The organism is Streptomyces sp. IMTB 2501, assembly GCF_001953885.1.
Taxonomy (GTDB): domain Bacteria; phylum Actinomycetota; class Actinomycetes; order Streptomycetales; family Streptomycetaceae; genus Streptomyces.
In genome coordinates, this window is the sequence record NZ_MQUS01000009.1 from 169,329 (window position 1) to 189,317 (window position 19,989).

Sequence of the window (19,989 nt, forward strand, 5' to 3'; positions counted from 1 at the left end):
GCCTACTGGATCAAGAGTGTTCGACGATCGTGTCGGCGAGAACGGGCGCGTCACCGCGCTCCACCGCGCTCACGGCCACCCGGACGCTCCCCTCGCCCTGCCACATGCGGATGCGCAGGGTCTCCCCGGGGAACACGACCCCGGCGAACCGGGTGGTGTACGACCGGACCCGGTTCACGTCCCCGCCGAGCAGGGTGTCCACGACCGCCTTGAGCGTGATGCCGTAGGTGCACAGCCCGTGCAGGATCGGCCTGTCGAAGCCGGCGCGCCTCGCGAACTCGGGATCGGCGTGCAGCGGGTTCCAGTCGCCGGAGAGGCGGTAGAGGAGGGCCTGGTCCTCGCGGATCGGGCGTTCGACGGTCCGGCCGGGCTCGCCGACGGGCGGTTCGATGGGGGTGGAAGGACCACGGTCGCCGCCCCATCCGCCTTCCCCTCGTACGAAGATCTGGGCGTCGCTGGTCCACAGCGGGCCGTCGGCGTCGGCGACCTCGGTGCGCAGGACCAGGATGGCGGCCTTGCCCTTGTCGTAGACGGCGGCGAGCCGGTTGGTCGCGGTCGCCGTGCCCTCGGCCGGGATGGGGCGGTGGATCTCCAGTGTCTGCCCGCCGTGCAGGACCTTGGCGAGTTCGACCTCCACACCGGGCAGGGAGAGCCCGCTGATCACGCCCGGCGCGCCGGAGCCCGCGACGGTGGCGAAGCTCGGCAGGACATGCAGCCGGGACTCAAGGGTGTAGCGCAGTTCGTCGGGGTCCGTGGCGGGGCTGCGCCTGTCGGGATTCGTGGCCGCGCCGATGCCGAGGTGGTAGAGCTGGACGTCCTTCGTGGTCCAGGAGATGTCCCCGGTACGGGGCTCGGCCGCGAGGGCTTTGGCTGCGTCGATGGGCATAGGGCTCCTGTGGCGGTTCAAGACCCCGGCGCGGCCGTCCGCACCGTCGGCCGCACCGAGGTCGTCCTTGGGGCGGATCTAGAACGCGTTCCAGTCCAGCGCCCTAGGTATAGCCCAGCGCTCCTCAGTTGTGAAGGCTCCTGACGGGGTGTCAGGAGTGGCGGTCGGTGACATTTGTACTGCCCGAGTCCGTACATGCGCATCTGCCCGGAGCCGGGCGCGGGTGCCATCATCGTGCTGATGGCATGGCCAAAACCGTTCGGTTCGTACGCTGTGCTGTCGTACCGCCGTACGGCGGGGACCGGCTGATCGGGGGAACACGGATATGACGGCGTGGCGCAGAGTACGGAGCCAGGCACAGGTCTGGCAGGCCGAGCGGCTCGAGTGGAAGGCGGAGCACGAGCGCTTCAAGGCCGCGCGGCGGGCCGCCGGGAAGCGGGGCGAGCACCCGGACGTCGACCATCCGGGCCCGCCGCCCACCGGCTTCGCGCTGCTGCCCTGGCTGCTGATGGGGATGGGGGCCTTCTCCAACCTGCTCCAGGGCAAGACCCCGAACCCGCTGATCGGCGGCCTGGGCCTGCTGGCCTTCAACTCTCTGTACGTCTACGTCACGTTCCGCGCCTTCCACCGGGAGACGCGTGAGGCGGTCTCGACCCGGGTCGCGCTGGGTCTGATGGGCCTGGTGACCACGGGCCTGGCCCTCGGTTACGGCGGCACCTGGCTGTTCTTCTTCCCGCTGCTGGGGCTCGCGACGGGCGCGGTGCTGCGCGGCCCGTGGCTGGGCCGTACGGGTCTGCTGCTGGCCGCGTACGCGGGTGCGATCTCCGGCGTCCGCGACGGCGCAGACGCGGTGAACATCGCCTATGGCACCTTCCTCTCCAGCATGGTGACCGCCGCGATCCTCGGTCTGTCCGAGGCCGTACGGGAGCTGCGCGCCGCCCGCGAGGAGCTGGCCCGGCGTGCGGTGGAGAAGGAGCGGCTGCGTTTCTCGCGGGATCTGCACGACCTGCTGGGGCACACGCTGTCGGTGATCGTGGTGAAGTCGGAGGCGGCCCGGCGGCTGGCCGGGCGCGACATGGACGCGGCGCTGAGCCAGATCACGGACATCGAGTCGGTGGGCCGGCAGGCGCTCACCGAGATCCGGGAGGCGGTGACCGGCTACCGGGAGGGCAGCCTCGCCACCGAGCTGACCCGGGCCCGCTCGGCGCTGTCCGCGGCGAGCGTGGAGCCGGTGGTACGGCAGTCCGGTACGCCGCTGGAACCGCAGACCGAGGCACTGCTCGGCTGGGTGGTGCGCGAGGCGGTCACCAACGTGGTCCGGCACAGCGACGCGAGCCGCTGTGAGATCACCGTGGACAGCGGCACCGAGCAGGTCCGGCTGACCGTCACCGACAACGGCAGCGGCACGCCCGCGAGCCGGCCGCAGCCGGGCATCGGCGGCACGGGTCTGAAGGGGCTGACCGAACGCCTCGCGGCGGCGGGCGGCTCGCTGACGGCCGGCCCGTCGCCACGCGGCGGTTTCACGGTGACCGCCGAACTCCCGTTGCAGTCAGCGGAGTTCGCGGACGCGGTGGCTACGGCGCCCAGGGCGAGCTGACCGCCCAGCTGACGTCGTTCGTCCAGGACGTACTGCTGTCGAAGTCGTTGGACCCGCCGTCGCTCGCTATGTACAGGTTGTAGTTGTAGTGGCGCAGATATCTGGTCGGGTAGTTGTACGAGGCGAACGAGGTGCCGCTGCCGCTCTTGCCGGTCTGCGGACAGAAGGTGGCGTCGGACCGGAACTGGGTGGTGCCGTCCATGGGCTGCCGGTAGAGCTTGAAGTTGTAGTGGCGCAGGAAGTCGCCGGGGTAGTTGCGCGATTCGAAGGAGACACAGGAGCCGTCGGCGAGCCCCTTGCGGACGATCCAGGTGGCATCGTTCTTGTCCAGGCTGGAGCTGCTGGACGTGATGGCGGAGAGGACGCCGGCGCTGTTCTGGTGACGGACGTAGTCGCTGGTGCAGCAGGACGTGGTCGCGCGCAGTGAGATCTCCGAGCCGGCGCCCAGCGTGCCGGTGCTGCCGGTCGCGCCGCCGTAGCCGGCGGAGACGATGTCCGACTGGACGGCGTTGTCGGCGGCGTCGGTCGGGATGCCGGAGGTCATGACTCCCTCGAAGAAGGAGCCGATGGAGCCGTTGCTGTTGTCGCCGCCGGTGCCGAGGACGATCGCGCCCTCCTGGTGCATCGGTGAGTACCCGCTGGTGGTCGGCTCACCCCCGGAATAGGTGGTCGTGAGCCCGCCCGATTGCGCATTCCCGTATTTCAGCGCGAAATGGTTCTGGCCGTTGTTCTTGAGCAGCGCGGTCACGAAAGGCAGGGGGCCGGTTCCGGTGTTGGAGGTGTTCTTGCTGTATCCGGCATCCGACTGGAACAGCCCGTTCTCCAGGTCGGCCTGCACCCAGGGGCCCTGTCCGTAGCAGGGCGAGAACCAGCATTCGGTGCCGAAGTTGATGGCGTCCATGTGCCCGTTGCCGGTGTCCTTGTTGTTGGTCTCGGCGTTGCCGTAGTCGAAGCAGCAGGAGCCGTTGACATGGGTGCCGGACGTCACCATGTACATCCCCTCGGCGCCGCCGTTGGTGGCGACACCGGAGGTGGAGTCGTTCCGGTAGCCCATGCCGGCTGAGATCTCCAGGCCGTAGACCTGGTGGCCGCCGACGGTCACCGGGAGCGCGTCGGCGGGCGCCCCGACATCGGCCTTGCCGGCGCCGCCCGCGCCCTCGACGGTGAGGTCGTTGTGGCGCGCGGACTGGTCGTAGATCTTGGTGATGATGCAGGTCGTGCCGGAACAGAAGGAGTCCTGGGCGGCCGCGTTGGCGTATCCGCCGGCGGACAGCACACCGATGTTCGCGGTGGCCCCGTCGGAGGCTCGCTGCACCTGGTAGAGCGAGCCGCTGTACGAGGAGTACAGCGCCCGGACCAGGCTGTGCGCGGCGACGCAGGGGGTGCCCGCGGCGGCGTAGACGTCACAGGGCAGCGAACTCGCGGCGGCGGCCTGGGGCGCACCGACACCGAGGAGCAGCCCGGCGAGGGTCGCACAGACGGCGAGCACGGACAGGGCGGCGCCTCTCAGCCGCCGGGGGCGAGGGAGCCGCGGAAGCCGCAGCAGGCGTGGGAGGCGGGGAGTTTCGGGGAGCAAGGTGCACCTCGGTTCGTCTCGGGGCAGCTCACGTTCGGTATTTCGGACAGTGTTCGATCGAAATACCGAACCCATTCGACTGCAAAATTGCGGGGGGATTCCGGAAATGCAGAGGCGATTGTTTGCACGCCGCTCGCGGCCGTCAACCCCCGCTGCACCGAATCAAGCGGATTCTTTGCTGGCGGCCGGTGAACACCGGTCAACTACCGTAAGAAACCCGTCCCTTCGGGCACCAGTCAGACGATGATCACAAAACCCTCGGCGTGACCGGGCGGATCGGCCCGATGGCCGTAACCTGAGCCCATGAACGAGATGCCCCGGGACCATCGGCCCGCCAAGTCCATTCGGGTGCTGCTCGCCGAGGACCAGGGGATGATGCGCGGGGCCCTCGCGCTGCTGCTCGGCATGGAGGACGACATCGAGGTCGTCGCCCAGCTCTCCCGCGGCGACGAGATCGTCGAGGCGGCGCTGCTGCACCGGCCGGACGTGGCCCTGCTGGACATCGAACTGCCCGGCACCAGCGGCCTGGACGCGGCGGCCGAGCTGCGGGAGCAGGCGCCCGACTGCCGGGTGCTGATCCTCACCACCTTCGGCCGGCCCGGCTATCTGCGCCGGGCCATGGAGGCCGGGGCCGCCGGGTTCCTCGTCAAGGACGGGCCCGTGGAGGAACTGGCCGCGGCGATCCGGCGCGTGCTCACCGGGGAGACCGTCGTCGACCCGGCACTGGCCGCCGCCGCGCTCAGCGCCGGACCGAGCCCGCTGACGGCCCGCGAGTGCGATGTACTGAAGGCGTCCGTGGACGGCGCGACGGTCGCCGACATCGCCGGCCGGCTGCATCTGTCCGAGTCGACCGTCCGCAACTACCTCTCCTCGGCCATCGGCAAGACCGGTACCCGGAACCGGGCGGAGGCCGTACGGGAGGCGCGGCAGCAGGGGTGGCTGTGAGTCGCGTGCGCTCCTACCGGCTCACCTCCGCGTTCTGGTAAGCCGTCCCCTCCGGGGCCGTGCAGGCAAACCATTCCACCGGCGAGCCGGCCACCGCCTGGGGCCCGGCCATGGTGCTCGTGCGTCCTTCCAGCCGCACTTGACGTGCCGGGCCGTGCTGGCGACCGTACCCACCACGAGCGGCTCGGGGCCGTCGCTGTTCGGCTTGGCCAGGGGGAGAGCCCCCTGCGCGCATGCAGGTTGATCATCACGCGCCGCACATACGCCTCCGGCTCGTCGGCCGCGCCGACCTTCCGCCAGGACACATGGACCCGCTCCAGCGTCGACCGGACCAGGTCCTCGGCGGCGTGCCGCTCCCCCGTGAGGAGAAATGGCGTACGCATCAGCCGTGGCCAGCGGCCGACCATGAAGCTCTGGAACTCCTCGCTCCGAGCCTGCTTGCCATCCCCCATGGGCACCTCCCTTGCTGTCAGAAGGAGTCCATGAGCCGCCCGGACCGTTGCCTCATCCGCGCGAAGTCGCGGAATCTCTTCCTGCGGCCCGCGCCGCGGCCGTCGCCGTCGCCGCCTTCTGCCGCGGCAGCCACAGCAGCATCACCACCGCCCCGCCCAGCAGCACCGCCGTACTGGCCCGGAAGGCCAGCGCGTAGCCGTCCGTCAGTGCCTCGGGGCCGTGGCCGCTGCCCGTCCCGGCCGCCGCGACGGTCGACATCACGGCGAGGCCGAGCGAACCGCCCATCGTGCGCGAGGTGTTGACCAGCCCCGACACCACACCGGCCTCGCCCGGCGCCGCCCCCGACGTGGCCAGGGCGGCGAGCGGGGTCGCCGCCAGACCCGCGCCGAGCATCATCAGCATCCCCGGGATCATGATCGCGGTGAGATACGCCTCGTGCGCGCTCATCGTCGACTGCCAGCCGAATCCGGCCGCGGCCACCAACGTGCCCAGCGCCGCCACGGTCCGCGCGCCCGCCGTCCGCATCAGGTGCGGCGCCGCCTTGGAGCCGACGACCACGGACAGCGAGCTGGGCACCAGGGCGAGACCGGCTTCCAGGGGCGAGTAGCCGAGGACGTTCTGGGCGTAGAGCGTCATGAAGTACCACATGCAGAACATGGCCGAGCCGGACAGGAACATCGCCGCGTTCGCCGACGCGACCGAGCGCAGCCGGAGCAGGCCGAGCGGCATCAGCGGGGCCGCCGTACGCGCCTCGACCAGCAGGAACAGACCGATCAGCAGCAGACCGGCGAGCAGCGGCAGCAGCGTGGCCGGGGCCGTCCAGCCCGCCGCCTCCGTCTGCGAGATGCCGTAGGCCAGGGTCGCGAGGCCCGCCGTGACCAGCAGCGCGCCCGGCAGGTCCAGGCGCCGCCCGTCCCCGGCCCGGCTCTCGCTGAGCCACACCACCGAGCCGGCCAGCACCAGCGCGCCCACCGGCACGTTGATCAGCAGCACCCAGCGCCAGTCCAGCACGTCCACGAGGACTCCGCCGACCAGTCCGCCCGCGGCTCCGCCACCGGCGCCGACCGCGGTCCAGGTCGCTATCGCCCGCGCCCGCGCCGCCCCCTCCGGCACCGCGGACGTCAGCAGGGTCAGCGTCGAGGGCGCCAGCACGGCCGCGCCGAGCCCCTGCACGGCCCGCGCCAGCAGCAGCTGCCAGCCCTCCTGGGCGAGGCCGCCGCCCAGCGAGGCCAGTGTGAACAGGCCGAGGCCGACCAGGAACATCCGCTTGCGCCCGTACAGGTCGCCGGCCCGGCCGCCGAGCAGCATGAACCCGGCGAAGGCGATGGCGTACGCGTTCACCACCCACTGCAGACCGGACGGGGTGAGGCCGAGGCCGGTCCGCATGGACGGCAGGGCGACGTTCACCACCGACACATCGAGGACGACCAGGAACTGTCCGGCGCAGGCGAGCGCCACGACCAGCCAGGTGGGCGCGGCCGTACGGCGGGATATGTGCGGTGTGGTGTCGGCGGCTTCGAGCATGGATGTCATGCTCTCAACCCGGTTACGGTCCTTGCATCGGCATTTCGGACCAGCGGGTCTAGGCCGTACGGCCTAGACCACGCGCAGCACCGTCACCACCGCCGCCCCGCCCAGCCCGATGTTGTGCGCGAGTCCCACCCGCGCTCCCGGAACCTGCCGCTCCCCCGCCGTGCCCCGCAGCTGCCACACCAGCTCGGCCGCCTGGGCCAGCCCGGTCGCGCCCAGCGGATGCCCCTTGGAGATCAGCCCGCCCGACGGGTTCACCACCCAGCGGCCGCCGTACGTGGTCGCGCCCGACTCGACCAGCTTCCCGGACTCCCCCGTCGCGCACATGCCGAGCGCCTCGTACGTCAGCAGTTCGTTGACCGAGAAGCAGTCGTGCAGCTCGATCACGTCCACGTCCTCGATGCCGAGCCCGGCGCGCTCGTACGCCTGCCGGGCCGCCTCCCGGGACATGGGCTGCCCGACGACGTCGATGCAGGAGCCGGACGCGAAGGACTCCTCGGTGTCCGTGGTCATGGCCTGCCCGGCGATCTCGACGAGCCCGGTGAGCCCGCGCCGCGCGGCGAACCGCTGCGACACCACCACGGCCGCCGCCGCGCCGTCCGAGGTCGGCGAGCACTGCAGCTTGGTCAGCGGCCGGTGGACCGTGCGGGAGGCGAGGACGCCGGCGATGTCATACACGTCGCGGAACTGGGCGTGGGGGTTGTGCGCGGAGTGCCGGTGGTTCTTGGCGGCGACGGCGGCGAGCTGGGCCTCGGTCGTGCCGTACTTCTCCATGTGCTCGCGGGCCGCGTCGCCGAAGATCTGCGCGGTGGGCGGGGTCATCTCGAAGCCGTGCCGGGCGGCCATGACGCCGTAGTGCCGGGCGACGGGAGACGTCGAGAGGTCCCCGCCGTCCGCTCCCCCGCCCAGCGCGCCCTTCTTCATCTTCTCGAAGCCCAGCGCCAGGACGCAGTCGGCGGCGCCTCCTTCGACGAGTTGCCGGGCGAGCATCAACGCGGTCGAGCCGGTCGCGCAGTTGTTGTTGACGTTGTAGACGGGGATGCCGGTGAGGCCGAGTTCATAGGCGGCGCGCTGGCCGGCGGTGGAGGGCTGGAAGCAGTAGCCGACGGGAACCTGTTCCACGTCTGTGTAGCCGACCCCGGCGTCCGCCAGGGCCGCCTCGCCCGCTTCCCGCGCCATGTCCCAGTACTGCCATGAACGGGTCTCGGGCTTCTCGAACCTCGTCATCCCGACCCCGGCGACATAGGCCTTCATGGCGCGCAGACTAGAACGTGTTCCATCAACCCACCAGACCCTGACGGCAGATCAGAAACCCATGAGCTGGTCAAGGATTCGTTAGGGGCCCGAAGCAACGGAATAGTTGCCTGTGCATACGAGGTTTACCCAGCACTTATCACTACGGGGAGGCCTCGACTCCATGTCCCACACGACGACCGACCAGCCGCGCCGGAGGCCCGGCGGCGCCGTGGTCCCGGTGCTCGCCTTCGCCGGCATCGTGGTCGCGGTGATGCAGACACTGCTCGTGCCGGTCATCAAGGACCTGCCGCAGCTGCTGAGCACCGCCCCCAGCAACGCCACCTGGGTACTCACCTCGACCCTGCTGTCCGGCGCCGTGGCCACCCCCATCATGGGCCGCCTCGGCGACCTCTACGGCAAGCGCAGGATGCTGATCATCAGCCTCGCCGTCATGGTGGTCGGCGCCCTGGTCAGCGCACTCACCAGCCAGCTGCTCACCATGATCGTCGGCCGTACGCTGCAGGGCTTCGCCATGGGCGCGATCCCGCTCGGCATCGGCCTGATGCGCGACATGCTGCCGCGCGAGAAGCTCGGCTCGGCCATGGCTCTGATGAGCTCCTCCATAGGCGTGGGCGGCGGCCTCGCACTGCCCGCCGCCGCCCTGGTCGCGCAGCACACGAACTGGCACGCCCTCTTCTACGGCGCCGCCGGCCTCGGCGCACTCTCCATCGCCCTGACCCTCCTCGTCGTGCCCGAGTCCCCGATGCGCGCGGAGGGCTCCTTCGACCTGCTGGGCGCGATCGGCCTGTCCGGCGGTCTGGTACTGCTTCTGCTGCCCATCACCAAGGGCAGCGACTGGGGCTGGTCCTCCGGCACCACGCTCGGCCTGTTCGGCGCATCCGTCGTCGTACTCGTCCTGTGGGGCCTGTTCGAGCTGCGCGTCAAGGCGCCCCTGGTCGACCTGCGCACGACCGCCCGCCCGGCCGTCCTCTTCACCAACCTCGCGTCGATCATGGTCGGCGTCGCGTTCTACGTCGTCTCGCTCGTCCTGCCCCAGCTGCTCCAGCTGCCGAAGGCCACCGGCTACGGACTCGGCCAGTCCATGGTCGTCGCGGGTCTGTGCGTGGCCCCGCTGGGCCTCACGATGATGTTCACGGCGCCGGTGTACGCCCGGCTGTCCGCCAGGTACGGCCCGAAGGTCACCCTCATCATGGGCCTGCTGATCATCGCGCTCGGCTACGGCGGCGGCCTCGGCCTGATGCACGCGGCCTGGCAGACGATCGTCACCTCCGTGATCCTCGGCGCCGGCATCGGCCTCGCCTACTCCTCGCTGCCCGCGCTGATCGTCGGCGCGGTGCCGGCGTCGGAGACGGGCGCGGCGAACGGGCTCAACACGCTGATGCGGTCCATCGGTACGTCGGTGTCGAGCGCCGTCATCGGGATGGTGCTGGCCAACACGGCGCACAACGTGGGCGGCCTCGCGATCCCGACCATGCACGGCTTCCGGGTGTCCTTCCTGATCGCCACGGCCGCGGTCGCCGTGGGCCTGCTGCTGGCACTGTTCCTGCCGAAGGCCGGCCGCCCGGCTCAGCAGAGTCAGCACACGCAGCTCCGGGCGAGCAGCGAGGAGGATGCCGCGCTGGAGCGGGCGGAAGAGGTGCTGCGGGGGTTCCGGGGGCGGGTTCTGGGTGCCGATGGTGTTCCCGTCGCCCGGGCCAAGGTCACGCTGATCGACCGGCGGGGCCGGCAGGCGGGGGCCACCGTCTCCGGCGAGGACGGCACGTATGAACTCGCCGTTCCGGCTCAGGGGGCGTATGTGCTCGCCGCGAAGGCCTCCGGCCACGGGCCGCTTGCTTCTTCCGCGACGCATTCCGGTGAGGAGAGGGCTGTCTCTCTGGATCTTTCGTTGCCCGGGGAGATTGTGAGCGCCTAGCGCCTGGGGGGTTCTGTCCGGCTTGCGGCTTACCCGCCGTCGTGGCTGGTCGCGCAGTTCCCCGCGCCCCTTCGGATACGCACCCCCTGTCGCACAAGTGACCGGGGGTGCGGCAGCATGGGCGGCCGGACTGTTGTACGACCGGAAGGCCCTCCATGCCCGCGCACGCCCCCAAGCCCGAGATTCTGGACGCGTTCGAGGGGGCCAAGGGGTTCATGCCCTTGGCCGAGGGGCTGGCGTTGTACGGGGCCGCGGTGGAGGCCGGGCGCCTCGGGTTGCCCTTGCTGGAGGTCGGGACGTACTGCGGGCGGTCCACCGTGCTGCTCGCCGATGCCGCCCGGGCCGCCGGGGTCAGCGTGCTGACCGTGGATCATCACCGGGGGAGCGAGGAGCAGCAGCCCGGGTGGGACTACCACGATCCGGAGACCGTGGACCCTGAGATCGGGCTGATGGACACGTTGCCGGCCTTCCGCCGGACCCTGTTCAAGGCGGGCCTGGAGGAGCACGTGGTCGCGCTCGTGGGCCGTTCCCCGCAGATCGCGGCGATCTGGAACTCCCCGCTCGGTCTCGTCTTCGTCGACGGCGGCCACACCGACGAGCACGCCACCGCCGACTACGAGGGCTGGGCCCCCCATGTGGCCGAGGGCGGCCTGCTCGTCATCCATGACGTCTTCCCGGAGCCCGAGGACGAGTTCACCGGGCAGGCGCCGTACCGCGTGTACCTGCGGGCCCTTGAGTCCGGAGCGTTCACGGAGGTCTCGGTGACCGGCTCACTGCGTGTCCTCGTGCGAACGGGGGCAGGGATCTGAGGGCCCGGTTAGAGTCGCAGACGTGTCGTACGTAGGCCCGGAGTTCGAACCCGCACAGCCCCGCCGGCCCCGGCGCGGGCCGCTGACCGTGGCGCTCGCCGCGCTGGTGCCCGGCGCGCTGCTCGGCTGGATGGTGTACGAGGCGGTGGGTGGCGGTACCGGAGGCGGCTCGGATCGCACGGCCGCCACCGCCTCGCCCTCCCGCAGCGCCGCAGTGTCCTCCTCCCCCTCCCCCACGGACGACGGCAAGGCGGCGTCCGGAGCCGCGGCCGGATCCGGGTCGCTGAAGGGGAAGGTCGTCCTCATCGACCCCGGGCACAACCCGGGCAACTTCCAGCACACGGCCGAGATCAATCGCAAGGTCGACATCGGGACGAACGAGAAGGAGTGCGACACCACCGGGACGTCCACGAACGACGGTTACACCGAGGCCCGGTTCACCCTCGACGTCGCCCAGCGGCTCAGTACGCTGCTGCAGGAGCAGGGCGCCACGGTGAAGCTGACCCATGACGGCGACCGCCCGGCCTGGGGGCCGTGTGTGGACGAGCGGGCACGGATCGGGAACGACGCGCACGCGGACGCGGCGATCTCCATCCACGCCGACGGCTCCGCGGCCGGCCACCGCGGCTTCCACGTCATCCTTCCCGGATCCGTGCACGCCGGTGCCGCCGACACCCGTAAGGTCGTGGGCCCTTCGCACGACCTCGGTACACGCGTCGCGGGCACCTTCCTGCGCGACACCGGTGAGCCGCCGTCCAACTACGTCGGCGAAGGTACCGGTCTCGTCACACGTACGGACCTGGGCGGTCTCAATCTGTCAACAGTTCCCAAGGTGTTCATCGAGTGCGGCAACATGCGCGATAGCAAGGACGCGGCACTGCTGACCAACGGCGCCTGGCGGCAGAAGGCAGCGCAAGGGATCTCTGACGGAATCGTGAGTTTCCTGAGCGGGTCGTGACCGCGGGGTGGAACCGGCCGGACAGCCGGATCTTGCGGACGGTAGTGTCTACCGACGACGAGACGACTTACGAAGGACCTGAAGTGAATATCCGCTCCCTCACTCGAGGCGACGGCGTGGTGATCGGAGCAGCGGTGGTGCTGTTCATCGCGTCGTTCCTCACCTTCCAGAGCTACTCCGCCTTCGGCGCCTCCGCCAGCCGGAAAGCGTGGGACGACCTGGGCATGGGCATGGGCATCTACATGGGTGCGGTGATCGGTGCCGGCCTCATCGTCGTCAACCGCTGCCTGCCGCAGCCGCGCAAGGTGCTGGGGCTCGACCTGGGCCAGGCCGGCACCGGGTTCGGGATCCTGGCGGCCTGGTCGCTGCTGTGGTCGCTGATCGACGTCCCCGACGGGGTGAGCGCCGGCGCCGGTCTCATCCTCGGCTTCATCGCCGCCGCCGTTCTCGCGGGCGGCGCCATCGCCACCCCCCTCGTTCCGGCGCTGCAGGCCGCCCTCCTCCCGGCTCCCAAGCCCGTCGCCCCGCAGCCCTACGGCGCGCAGCCGCCCGGGAGTTACGGCTACCCGGGCGCCCAGCCGCAGCCGGGCCAGCCGTACGGTGCGCAGCCGCAGCCGGGCCAGCCGTTCGGGCAGCAGCCCGCCCCGCAGGGTGCCGCGCCGACGGCGGCGCAGCCGGCCCCGGCGGACTTCTCGCCGTTCTGGTTCGCCGTGCCGGTGACCCGCCCGCTGTTCCCGGAGGACGGCTCGCAGGCCCCGATCGCCGAACTGGCGCCGGGCACCTGGTACTTGGCCGTCGAGCAGCGCGGTGCCCAGCTCATCGCGCAGACCCAGGACGGCCGCCGGGGCGTGCTCCAGGACACCTCCGGCATCCAGCGCGGCTGAGTCCCGCACACCGCCGCACACGGCCCCTCGCCCTTCCGGGCGGGGGGCCGTTGTCGTACAGTCGCCTCCGGTCAGTGAACTGACGGAGCGTCAGGAGGCAAGGGCATGCGGCTCGGTCTGGCACTCGGGTACTGGGGACGCGGTCCGGACGCCGGTCATGTGCCGCTCGCCCAGGAGGCGGAGCGGCTCGGCTACCACTCGGTGTGGACGGCGGAGTCCTGGGGCTCGGACGCCTTCACCCCGCTGACCTGGATCGCGGCGCGGACGTCGACGATCAGACTGGGGACGGCCGTTGCCCAGATGGCCGCCCGCTCACCGGCCACCACCGCGATGCACGCGCTCACCCTGGACCACCTCTCCGGCGGGCGGATGCTGCTCGGGCTCGGCCTGTCCGGGCCGCAGGTGGTGGAGGGCTGGTACGGCCGCCCGTTCCCGAAGTCACCGCTGACCGCGACCCGGGAGTACGTGGACGTCGTACGGCAGGTGCTGCGGCGAGAGGCGCCGGTGGCGGTGGACGGGCGGTTCCATCCCCTCCCCTACCGGGGACCGGACGGCACGGGGCTCGGCAAGCCGCTGAAGTCCATCACCCATCCACTGCGGGGCGACCTGCCCGTGCTGCTCGGCGCCGAGGGGCCGAAGAACGTGGCGCAGACCGCGCGGATCGCCGACGGCTGGCTGCCGCTGTACTGGGCGCCGAGCCGGCCCGAGGTGTACGGGGAGGTGGTGCGCGAGCTGCCCGAGGGGTTCCTGGTGGCCCCGATGGCCCGGGTCAAGGTGTGCGACGACATCGCCGAGGGGCTGCTGCCGGTCAAGGCCATGCTCGGCTTCTACATCGGCGGGATGGGGCACGCGGCCCGCAACTTCCACGCCGACCTCATGGCGCGCATGGGGTACGAGAAGGCGGCCCGGCGCATCCAGGAGCTGTTCCTCGCCGGGCGGCGGGAGGAAGCCGTGCTGGCCGTGCCGGACGCCTTCGCCGACGAGATCTCACTGGTCGGCCCACGCGAACGCATCGCCGAGCGGCTGGAGTTGTGGCGCGCGGGCCCGGTGACGGACCTGCTGGCCCTGTCCCCGGACCCGCACAGCCTCAGGGTGCTGGCGGAGCTGAACTCCTAGCTGCCCTTGGCGAGTTGGGATGCGGACGGCACCTGGTCCTTGACCGGGGCGCCGGCGCTCGCGCCCGCCCCCTTGACCTTGTTGATGGCGTCGTTGAAGGAGTTGACCGCGCTGCCGTCACCCTTGCGGAGCCTGGAGGGCAGGTCCTTGAGGGCCTCGATGCCCGAACTGAGCGGCGCGAGCGCCTTGGCCAGCGTCGGGTCGCCCTTGGCGTTCCGCTCGGCCGCCTTGAGGCGGTTGTAGGTGAACGCACCGGCCAGACCGGCCTTCGCGAGGGCCGTCTTGCGACCCTTGGCGCCCTTCTTGAACGTGCCGGCCTTCCAGGGCTTCACGATCCACTGGTAGGTCGCGCCGGCCGCGAGGCCCGCGTTCGCCACGAACCGGGTCTTGGCGAACTTCTGCCGTTCGGCGGACGTGGTCGGACTGGGGGTGTCGGCGGCGGGGACGACCTGGACCGCCACGGTGTCCTTCGTACTCGGGTTCTCACTGCTGCCGCAGGCGGTGGAACCCGCGAGCAGGGCACAGGACAGTGTGAGCGCCACGCAGAGGCGCCGTATGGGTACGGCCACGGGGTCCTCCGGACGTGTCCTCCCCGAGCGGTTTGCTTCCTCCGGCAGCCTCACCCCGGGCGGCGGTGTCCGCCACTCGGGGGACGCCGTTCGGGGGACGCCGTTCGGGTTTCATCGTCCGTTTCACGGCAATCCGGCAGGTATGACCCCTCGATATCTCTCCTACGGCGCGAATCCGGCCGGGAGGGTGATCGCAGCCGCCGCCGACGTCATGGCGCTGATCATCGGCCTGTGGATCCTGCTGTTCCTGCTGGACGCGAACCGGTCCAACGCGGCGGTCCGGTTCGTCCACGACGCGGCGACCTGGCTGGCGGGCTGGGCCCAGGGCATCTTCACCTTCGACCAGGACTGGGCACGGGTGGTCGCCGACTACGGCCTGGCGGCGGTCGTGTACCTGTTCATCGGCCACGCCATCGCCAACCGCATGCACCGGTACTGAAGGCAGTGGGCCCTAGTCGCAGCAGTCGGGGTCCAGCCCCACCGGCAGGTGGTCGCCTCCGAAGACCGCGCACGTCGCCTCGTGGCCGCCCAGAGCCGCTACCGCCAGCAGCAGGGAGCCTGCCGTCCAGGTGGTGAGTTCGCGGGGCCAGACCGCGTCGTCGTCGAAGACGTAGCCCGTCCAGTACAGGCCGCTCTCCGGGTCGCGCAGGTGCTGGATGGACTGGAGGATGTCCAGGGCGCGGTCGGACTCGCCGACCGCCCACAGGGCCAGGGCCAGTTCGCTGGACTCGCCGCCGGTGACCCAGGGGTTCGGGACGACGCAGCGCACACCGACGCCGGGCACGACGAACCGGTCCCAGGACTCCTCGATGCGGGCCTTGGCCTCCTCACCGGTCAGCGCGCCGCCGAGGACCGGGTAGTACCAGTCCATCGAGTAGCGGTCCTTGTCCAGGAAGCGCTCGGGGTGCCGGCGGATCGCATGGCGCAGTCCTCCCGCCGCCAACTCCCAGTCCGGCTGCGGCTCTTCGCGCTGCTCGGCGATGGCGAGCGCACAGCGCAGCGCGTGGTGGATCGAGGAGCTGCCGGTGAGCAGGGCGTCCGCGGCGGGTGTGCCGTCGTCCTCGCGGCGCCAGCCGATCTGGCCGCCGGGCTGCTGGAGTCCGAGCACCCATTCCATGGCCGCGTAGACCGTCGGCCACATGCGGTCCAGGAAGGTGTCGTCACCGGTGGACAGATAGTGGTGCCACACGCCCACGGCTATGTAGGCGACGAAGTTGGACTCGCGGGCGCGGTCGGTGACATCGTCGTGGGCGCCGTCGGCGTAGGCGGCGTACCAGGAGCCGTCCTCGTTCTGGTGCCGGGCCAGCCAGTCGTACGCCCGCTCGGCGGCCGCGTGCTCGCCCGCCGCGTCCAGGGCCATCGCGGCCTCGGTGTGGTCCCACGGGTCCAGGTGGTGCCCGCGGAACCACGCGATCGCGCCGTCCTCCCGCTGTACGGCGAGGATGCCGTGGACGGTCGCGACGGCCTGCTCGGCGGTGAGGACCCCGGGCAGCACGAGGTGTTCCGTCCGGGGGGTGGTCACTCGGCGGCCGCCCCTTCGGTGAGGCGCGGGAGGTGCGGCTTGGTCGCGTAGACCACGAAGCTCTTGCCGATCAGCGGGTTCAGCGCCTGCTCGGCGACCCGGGTGGCGAGCGGCTTCTTCATGATGTCCCAGACCAGCAGCTTGTGGTACGCCCGCACCGGCAGCGCCTTGTCGTTGTCGACGCCGAACGCGCACTTCAGCCACCAGTACGGTGAGTGCAGCGCGTGCGCATGATGGCTGCCGTACGGTTTCAGGCCCGCCTCGCGGACCCTGGCGACCAGTTCGTCGGCCTTGTAGATGCGGATGTGGCCGCCCTCGACCTCGTGGTAGGCGTCGGACAGCGCCCAGCAGACCTTCTCCGGGCCGTAGCGCGGCACGGTGATCGCGATACGGCCGCCCGGCTTGAGCACCCGGACCATCTCGGCGAGCACGCCCTTGTCGTCGGGGATGTGCTCCATGACCTCGGAGATGATGACCACGTCGAAGGACTCGTCCGGGAAGGGGAGCGCGAGGGCGTCTCCTTCCATGGCCGTGGCGGTGGCGCCCTCCGGGGCCTCCCCGGCCTCCTTCATCGCCGCGAACCACTTGGCGACCTCGCGGATCTCCTCGCCGTTCTGGTCCAGGGCCACGACCTGGGCGCCGCGCCGGTAGCACTCGAAGGCGTGCCGGCCGGCCCCGCAGCCGAGGTCCAGGACTCGGTCGCCGGGGGCGAGCGGGAACCGGGAGAAGTCGACGGTCAGCACGTGGCCCTGCTTTCGGAAGAGACGCCTGCAACACTTGCCGGGGCCGCGGAGCGACCGGGAATCCGGGCCGCGGCGGGGGTCCCCCCGCGCGAGCCTGTTCGAGCGTGGGAGAGGCTGCTGTCCACCGCGGCGCGGCCTGGGCCCGTGGAACGGGCATCGCGGGCGATGGCCTCGCGGTACCGGGCCACCGTGCCCTCCGCGGCGCGCGCCCAGGTGAACTTCGACAGCACCCGCTCACGGCCGGCGCGGCCGAGCCGCACCCGAAGCTCCGGGTCACCGAGAAGCCGGCCGAGCCCCGCGGCCAGCGCCCCCGCGTCGCCGGGCGGTACGGCCAGGCAGGTCTCTCCGTCGCGGCCGGCGACCTCGGGGATGGCGCCGCCGGTCGTGGCGAGCAGCGGGGTGCCGGTGGCCATGGCCTCGGCGGCGGGCAGCGAGAAGCCCTCGTACAGCGAGGGCACGCAGGCGACCTCGGCCGAGCGGATGAGGTCGACCAGTTCGGCGTCGGAGATGCCCTTGACGAAGTCGACGGCGCCGGCGAGGCCGTAGCGCTCGACGGCCGCCGCGACCGGCCCCTCCTCGGGGCGCTTGCCGACGACGACGAGATGGGCGGCCGGGTGCTCGGTGCGCACCTTGGCCAGCGCCTCCACCAGGAACACCAGCCCCTTCAGCGGCACATCGGCGCTGGAGGTGGTGACGATCCGGCCCGGCACCTCGGCCACGGCCGGATTCGGCGCGAACAGATCGGTGTCGGCGCCGATGTGGACGACGTGGATACGGTCGTCGCGCACGCCGAGATGGTCGACGATCTCCTGGCGGGAGGTACCGGAGACGGTGAGCACGGAGGGCAGCCGGCGCGCGACGCGCTTCTGCATCCGAGTGAAGGCGTACCAGCGGCGCACCGAATACCGCCGCTGCCAGCCCTCGGCCGCGTCCAGCTCCAACTGCCGGTCGACGGTGATGGGATGATGGACGGTGGTGACCAGGGGGGCGCCGATGTCGCCCAACAGACCGTACCCGAGGGTCTGGTTGTCGTGCACGACGTCGAACTCGCCGCGCCTTGCGCGCAGATGACGGCGGGCGCGCAGCGAGAAGGTCAGCGGCTCCGGGAACCCGCCGGTCCACATCGTCGCGACTTCCAGGGCGTCGACCCAGTCCCGGTACTCGTCCCGTTTCGGGGTCCGGAAGGGATCGGGCTGGCGGTAGAGGTCGAGGCTGGGCAGCTCGGTGAGGGTGAGCCCGGGGTAGCCCTCGTCGAGGACGGGGTACGGCTGCGAGCCGATGACCTCGACCCGGTGTCCGAGCCGGGCCAGCTCACGCGAGAGATGCCGTACGTAGACACCCTGCCCGCCGCAGAACGGGTTCCCTTTATAGGTGAGGAGCGCGATGTCGAGCGGTCGCTCGCCGTCGGCAGCGGGGTCCTCCTGGGCACCCGCGTCCCGGGCCTCAGCGGTCACTCCGTGCCCCCTTCTGCCTGCACTGTCCCGCGAGACTACGACGGGACGCTAATCTAGAACAAGTTTCAGACTTGATCGTTCAAGAGGCTCTGAATCTACCGGCAGGTAGGGGCACTGTGAGCAGTGGATCAGGTGATTCGCGCCACGGCGCGCCGCCCTGTCATGCTGTCTGATCACGTGCCCCACAGACGCCTTCACCGACTGTCACGGAGCGGGACCCATGCCTGCGGAATCCAAGGTGGAAACCAGTACGTCCCGGCCCTCGCCGTCTCCATCGTCTCCGCTCACCGAGCGCCAGGAGGCCCGCCGCCGCCGGATCCTGCACGCGAGCGCCCAGCTGGCCAGCCGGGGCGGTTTCGACGCCGTACAGATGCGCGAGGTGGCGGAGTCCTCCCAGGTGGCCCTGGGCACCCTCTACCGCTACTTCCCCTCCAAGATCCATCTGCTGGTGGCGACGATGCAGGACCAGCTGGAACACATGCACGGCACCCTGCGCAAGAAGCCGCCCGCGGGCGAGACGGCGGCCGAGCGCGTCGCCGAGACCCTGATGCGCGCCTTCCGCGCCCTCCAGCGCGAGCCGCACCTGGCCGACGCGATGGTCCGCGCGCTGACCTTCGCCGACCGCAGTGTCTCGCCGGAGGTCGACCAGGTCTCCCGTCAGACGACCCTGATCATCCTGGACGCGATGGGCCTGGAGAACCCCACCCCCGAGCAGCTCTCGGCGGTCCGCGTCATCGAGCACACCTGGCACTCGGCCCTGATCACCTGGCTCTCCGGCCGCGCCTCCATCGCCCAGGTGAAGATCGACATCGAGACGGTGTGCAGGCTGATCGACCTGACGGAGCCCACCGCATAGCCCGGAGCCACTCAGCACCGGGGCAGGATGGCGCTGGTGATCTGACCGGGCACGAAGTCCGGGGCGTCCTGGGCCGATGCGGCCGTACGGTCGGCGCGGAAGCGGGTCGGGGTGCGGCCGGTCATCGCCTTGAACGTGCGGTCGAAGTGCGGCTGGTCGTGATAGCCGGCCTGTGCCGCCGCGTCGGCCCAGGAGGCGCCGGACTCCTTCAGCCGCAGGGCCGACTGCAGACGCAGTACCTGCGCCGCGCCCTTCGGGGTCGGCCCGGTCTGCAGCCGGAAGCGGCGTTCGAGGTGGCGGCGGCTCCAGCCGGTGCCGGCCGCGAGCGCCTCCACTCTCACCCGGCCCGCCGAGTCCCGCAGCGCACTCCAGGCCCAGTCCACCTCGGGGCTGTATGCGGGGCCCGCCGCCAACAGGGCGCGCAGCAACCGGTCGATGAGGGCGAAACTCCGGTACGGCGGCCAGGCGCTCGGCCAGCAGGGCCAGGTCGGTGCGGCCGAACGCGGACGGGCACGCCGACAGGTTCGCCCACTCGGACAGCGGCGTGCCGAACACGCGATAGGCGGCCGGCGGGGTCAGCAGCACGGTGACGCCGTGGATGCGACCGGTGTGCTCGCCGATGGCGGCCGTCGTACGCACCCCGTTGACCAGGGAGACCGCGCTGGCGGAGCGCGCGGGCTCGAACGGGTCCACGACGCGCAGCGGATCGCCGAAGCCCAGCATCACCTTCACCACCGCGTCCGGGATCATCAGGCGCCGGCGCACCCCGATCGCCCCGAAGCGGAATCCGCGGTAGCCGAGGACATGCCCGCGCAGATCCGGCGCGGCCGGGCGGACGAGCAGCTCGTGACCGGCGCAGAGAGCGCCTATGAGGTGCCTGGACATGGACCGATCCCCCGTTCGGCCGACGTGTGACACGGCA

The 19,989-nt window shown here is 71.2% G+C and carries 19 protein-coding genes and 1 pseudogene; 10 read left to right on the forward strand and 10 right to left on the reverse strand.

Translation table 11 applies throughout. From position 1 onward, the window contains the following. Positions 1 to 10: 10 nt before the first annotated feature. On the reverse strand, positions 11 to 886 hold the full coding sequence (locus AV521_RS17825) for a MaoC/PaaZ C-terminal domain-containing protein (RefSeq protein WP_076089444.1): 876 nt from the start codon (positions 884 to 886) through the stop codon (positions 11 to 13). A gap of 325 nt (positions 887 to 1,211) precedes the next feature. On the opposite strand from AV521_RS17825, the gene AV521_RS17830 reads away from it, so the two are divergent. Then, complete coding sequence (locus AV521_RS17830) at positions 1,212 to 2,483, forward strand: sensor histidine kinase (RefSeq protein ID WP_076089445.1); 1,272 nt, start codon at positions 1,212 to 1,214, stop codon at positions 2,481 to 2,483. Here AV521_RS17830 and AV521_RS17835 read toward each other — a convergent pair. Next, positions 2,461 to 4,059 (reverse strand): alpha-L-arabinofuranosidase B, encoded by a 1,599-nt coding sequence (locus tag AV521_RS17835; RefSeq protein WP_076089446.1) that lies wholly within the window; start codon positions 4,057 to 4,059, stop codon positions 2,461 to 2,463. The genes AV521_RS17830 and AV521_RS17835 overlap by 23 nt on opposite strands. A gap of 303 nt (positions 4,060 to 4,362) precedes the next feature. Here AV521_RS17835 and AV521_RS17840 point away from each other — a divergent pair, with 303 nt between their 5' ends. Then, positions 4,363 to 5,004, forward strand: a complete 642-nt coding sequence (locus AV521_RS17840; RefSeq protein WP_107480942.1) for a response regulator transcription factor — start codon at positions 4,363 to 4,365, stop codon at positions 5,002 to 5,004. Between the two features lie 224 nt (positions 5,005 to 5,228). On the opposite strand, the pseudogene AV521_RS50865 reads toward AV521_RS17840, so the two are convergent. The 3 genes and pseudogenes from AV521_RS50865 to AV521_RS17855 all read right to left on the reverse strand — a co-directional run. After that, positions 5,229 to 5,456: pseudogene (locus AV521_RS50865) on the reverse strand (SigE family RNA polymerase sigma factor); the annotation flags it as partial. A gap of 52 nt (positions 5,457 to 5,508) precedes the next feature. Further along, a complete protein-coding gene (locus AV521_RS17850) occupies positions 5,509 to 6,990 on the reverse strand; it encodes an MFS transporter (RefSeq protein WP_076089447.1) in 1,482 nt (493 codons plus the stop codon). Positions 6,991 to 7,053: 63 nt separating this feature from the next. Next, positions 7,054 to 8,241, reverse strand: coding sequence for a lipid-transfer protein (locus AV521_RS17855; RefSeq protein ID WP_076089448.1), 1,188 nt, complete (start codon positions 8,239 to 8,241; stop codon positions 7,054 to 7,056). Between the two features lie 163 nt (positions 8,242 to 8,404). On the opposite strand from AV521_RS17855, the gene AV521_RS17860 reads away from it, so the two are divergent. From AV521_RS17860 to AV521_RS17880, 5 genes are all read left to right on the forward strand, one after another. Then, entirely contained in the window at positions 8,405 to 10,156 is a 1,752-nt protein-coding gene (locus AV521_RS17860) for an MFS transporter (protein ID WP_076089449.1), read from the forward strand. Positions 10,157 to 10,311: 155 nt separating this feature from the next. Beyond that, positions 10,312 to 10,965 carry a class I SAM-dependent methyltransferase gene (locus AV521_RS17865; RefSeq protein WP_076089450.1) on the forward strand — a complete coding sequence of 218 codons (654 nt, stop codon included), beginning with the start codon at positions 10,312 to 10,314 and terminating at the stop codon, positions 10,963 to 10,965. A 22-nt stretch (positions 10,966 to 10,987) separates the two neighbouring features. Then, the gene (locus AV521_RS17870; RefSeq protein WP_179023186.1) at positions 10,988 to 11,923 is read left to right on the forward strand and encodes an N-acetylmuramoyl-L-alanine amidase; all 936 of its coding nucleotides are present in this window, start codon (positions 10,988 to 10,990) and stop codon (positions 11,921 to 11,923) included. Between the two features lie 116 nt (positions 11,924 to 12,039). Then, the gene (locus tag AV521_RS17875) at positions 12,040 to 12,807 is read left to right on the forward strand and encodes a hypothetical protein (protein WP_076089451.1); all 768 of its coding nucleotides are present in this window, start codon (positions 12,040 to 12,042) and stop codon (positions 12,805 to 12,807) included. A gap of 105 nt (positions 12,808 to 12,912) precedes the next feature. Continuing rightward, on the forward strand, positions 12,913 to 13,923 hold the full coding sequence (locus tag AV521_RS17880; RefSeq protein WP_076089452.1) for an LLM class F420-dependent oxidoreductase: 1,011 nt from the start codon (positions 12,913 to 12,915) through the stop codon (positions 13,921 to 13,923). Here the strand turns inward: AV521_RS17880 and AV521_RS17885 are convergent. Further along, a complete protein-coding gene (locus AV521_RS17885) occupies positions 13,920 to 14,492 on the reverse strand; it encodes a hypothetical protein (RefSeq protein ID WP_076089453.1) in 573 nt (190 codons plus the stop codon). The genes AV521_RS17880 and AV521_RS17885 overlap by 4 nt on opposite strands. A gap of 142 nt (positions 14,493 to 14,634) precedes the next feature. On the opposite strand from AV521_RS17885, the gene AV521_RS17890 reads away from it, so the two are divergent. Next, complete coding sequence (locus AV521_RS17890; RefSeq protein ID WP_076089454.1) at positions 14,635 to 14,931, forward strand: hypothetical protein; 297 nt, start codon at positions 14,635 to 14,637, stop codon at positions 14,929 to 14,931. Positions 14,932 to 14,943: 12 nt separating this feature from the next. Here the strand turns inward: AV521_RS17890 and AV521_RS17895 are convergent, their stop codons facing one another. The 3 genes from AV521_RS17895 to AV521_RS17905 are packed head-to-tail and all read right to left on the reverse strand — an operon-like array spanning position 14,944 to position 18,211. Further along, complete coding sequence (locus tag AV521_RS17895) at positions 14,944 to 16,014, reverse strand: prenyltransferase (protein WP_076089455.1); 1,071 nt, start codon at positions 16,012 to 16,014, stop codon at positions 14,944 to 14,946. After that, positions 16,011 to 16,757, reverse strand: a complete 747-nt coding sequence (locus AV521_RS17900) for a class I SAM-dependent methyltransferase (protein ID WP_076089456.1) — start codon at positions 16,755 to 16,757, stop codon at positions 16,011 to 16,013. The genes AV521_RS17895 and AV521_RS17900 overlap by 4 nt, the downstream gene beginning before the upstream one ends. Then, positions 16,751 to 18,211, reverse strand: coding sequence for a glycosyltransferase family 4 protein (locus tag AV521_RS17905; protein ID WP_076089457.1), 1,461 nt, complete (start codon positions 18,209 to 18,211; stop codon positions 16,751 to 16,753). The genes AV521_RS17900 and AV521_RS17905 overlap by 7 nt, the downstream gene beginning before the upstream one ends. A 220-nt stretch (positions 18,212 to 18,431) precedes the next feature. Here AV521_RS17905 and AV521_RS17910 point away from each other — a divergent pair, with 220 nt between their 5' ends. Beyond that, entirely contained in the window at positions 18,432 to 19,067 is a 636-nt protein-coding gene (locus AV521_RS17910) for a TetR family transcriptional regulator (RefSeq protein ID WP_076089458.1), read from the forward strand. 11 nt (positions 19,068 to 19,078) lie between these two features. On the opposite strand, the gene AV521_RS50870 is transcribed toward AV521_RS17910, so the two are convergent. Beyond that, positions 19,079 to 19,495: a helix-turn-helix domain-containing protein gene (locus AV521_RS50870; protein WP_256725585.1), complete on the reverse strand. Its 417-nt coding sequence runs from the start codon at positions 19,493 to 19,495 to the stop codon at positions 19,079 to 19,081. Between the two features lie 166 nt (positions 19,496 to 19,661). Between AV521_RS50870 and AV521_RS50875 the strand changes: the two genes are divergently transcribed. Next, positions 19,662 to 19,982, forward strand: a complete 321-nt coding sequence (locus AV521_RS50875) for a hypothetical protein (RefSeq protein WP_256725586.1) — start codon at positions 19,662 to 19,664, stop codon at positions 19,980 to 19,982. The last annotated feature ends 7 nt before the right edge of the window (positions 19,983 to 19,989 follow it).

What these genes read in the sequence shown, in the direction of transcription:
- AV521_RS17825 (WP_076089444.1), bottom strand. Translation starts at nt 886, where the DNA reads ATGCCCATCGACGCAGCCAAAGCCCTCGCGGCCGAGCCCCGTACCGGG.
- AV521_RS17830 (WP_076089445.1), top strand. Translation starts at nt 1,212, where the DNA reads ATGACGGCGTGGCGCAGAGTACGGAGCCAGGCACAGGTCTGGCAGGCC.
- AV521_RS17840 (WP_107480942.1), top strand. Translation starts at nt 4,363, where the DNA reads ATGAACGAGATGCCCCGGGACCATCGGCCCGCCAAGTCCATTCGGGTG.
- AV521_RS17850 (WP_076089447.1), bottom strand. Translation starts at nt 6,990, where the DNA reads ATGACATCCATGCTCGAAGCCGCCGACACCACACCGCACATATCCCGC.
- AV521_RS17855 (WP_076089448.1), bottom strand. Translation starts at nt 8,241, where the DNA reads ATGAAGGCCTATGTCGCCGGGGTCGGGATGACGAGGTTCGAGAAGCCC.
- AV521_RS17860 (WP_076089449.1), top strand. Translation starts at nt 8,405, where the DNA reads ATGTCCCACACGACGACCGACCAGCCGCGCCGGAGGCCCGGCGGCGCC.
- AV521_RS17865 (WP_076089450.1), top strand. Translation starts at nt 10,312, where the DNA reads ATGCCCGCGCACGCCCCCAAGCCCGAGATTCTGGACGCGTTCGAGGGG.
- AV521_RS17880 (WP_076089452.1), top strand. Translation starts at nt 12,913, where the DNA reads ATGCGGCTCGGTCTGGCACTCGGGTACTGGGGACGCGGTCCGGACGCC.
- AV521_RS17890 (WP_076089454.1), top strand. Translation starts at nt 14,635, where the DNA reads ATGACCCCTCGATATCTCTCCTACGGCGCGAATCCGGCCGGGAGGGTG.
- AV521_RS17910 (WP_076089458.1), top strand. Translation starts at nt 18,432, where the DNA reads ATGCCTGCGGAATCCAAGGTGGAAACCAGTACGTCCCGGCCCTCGCCG.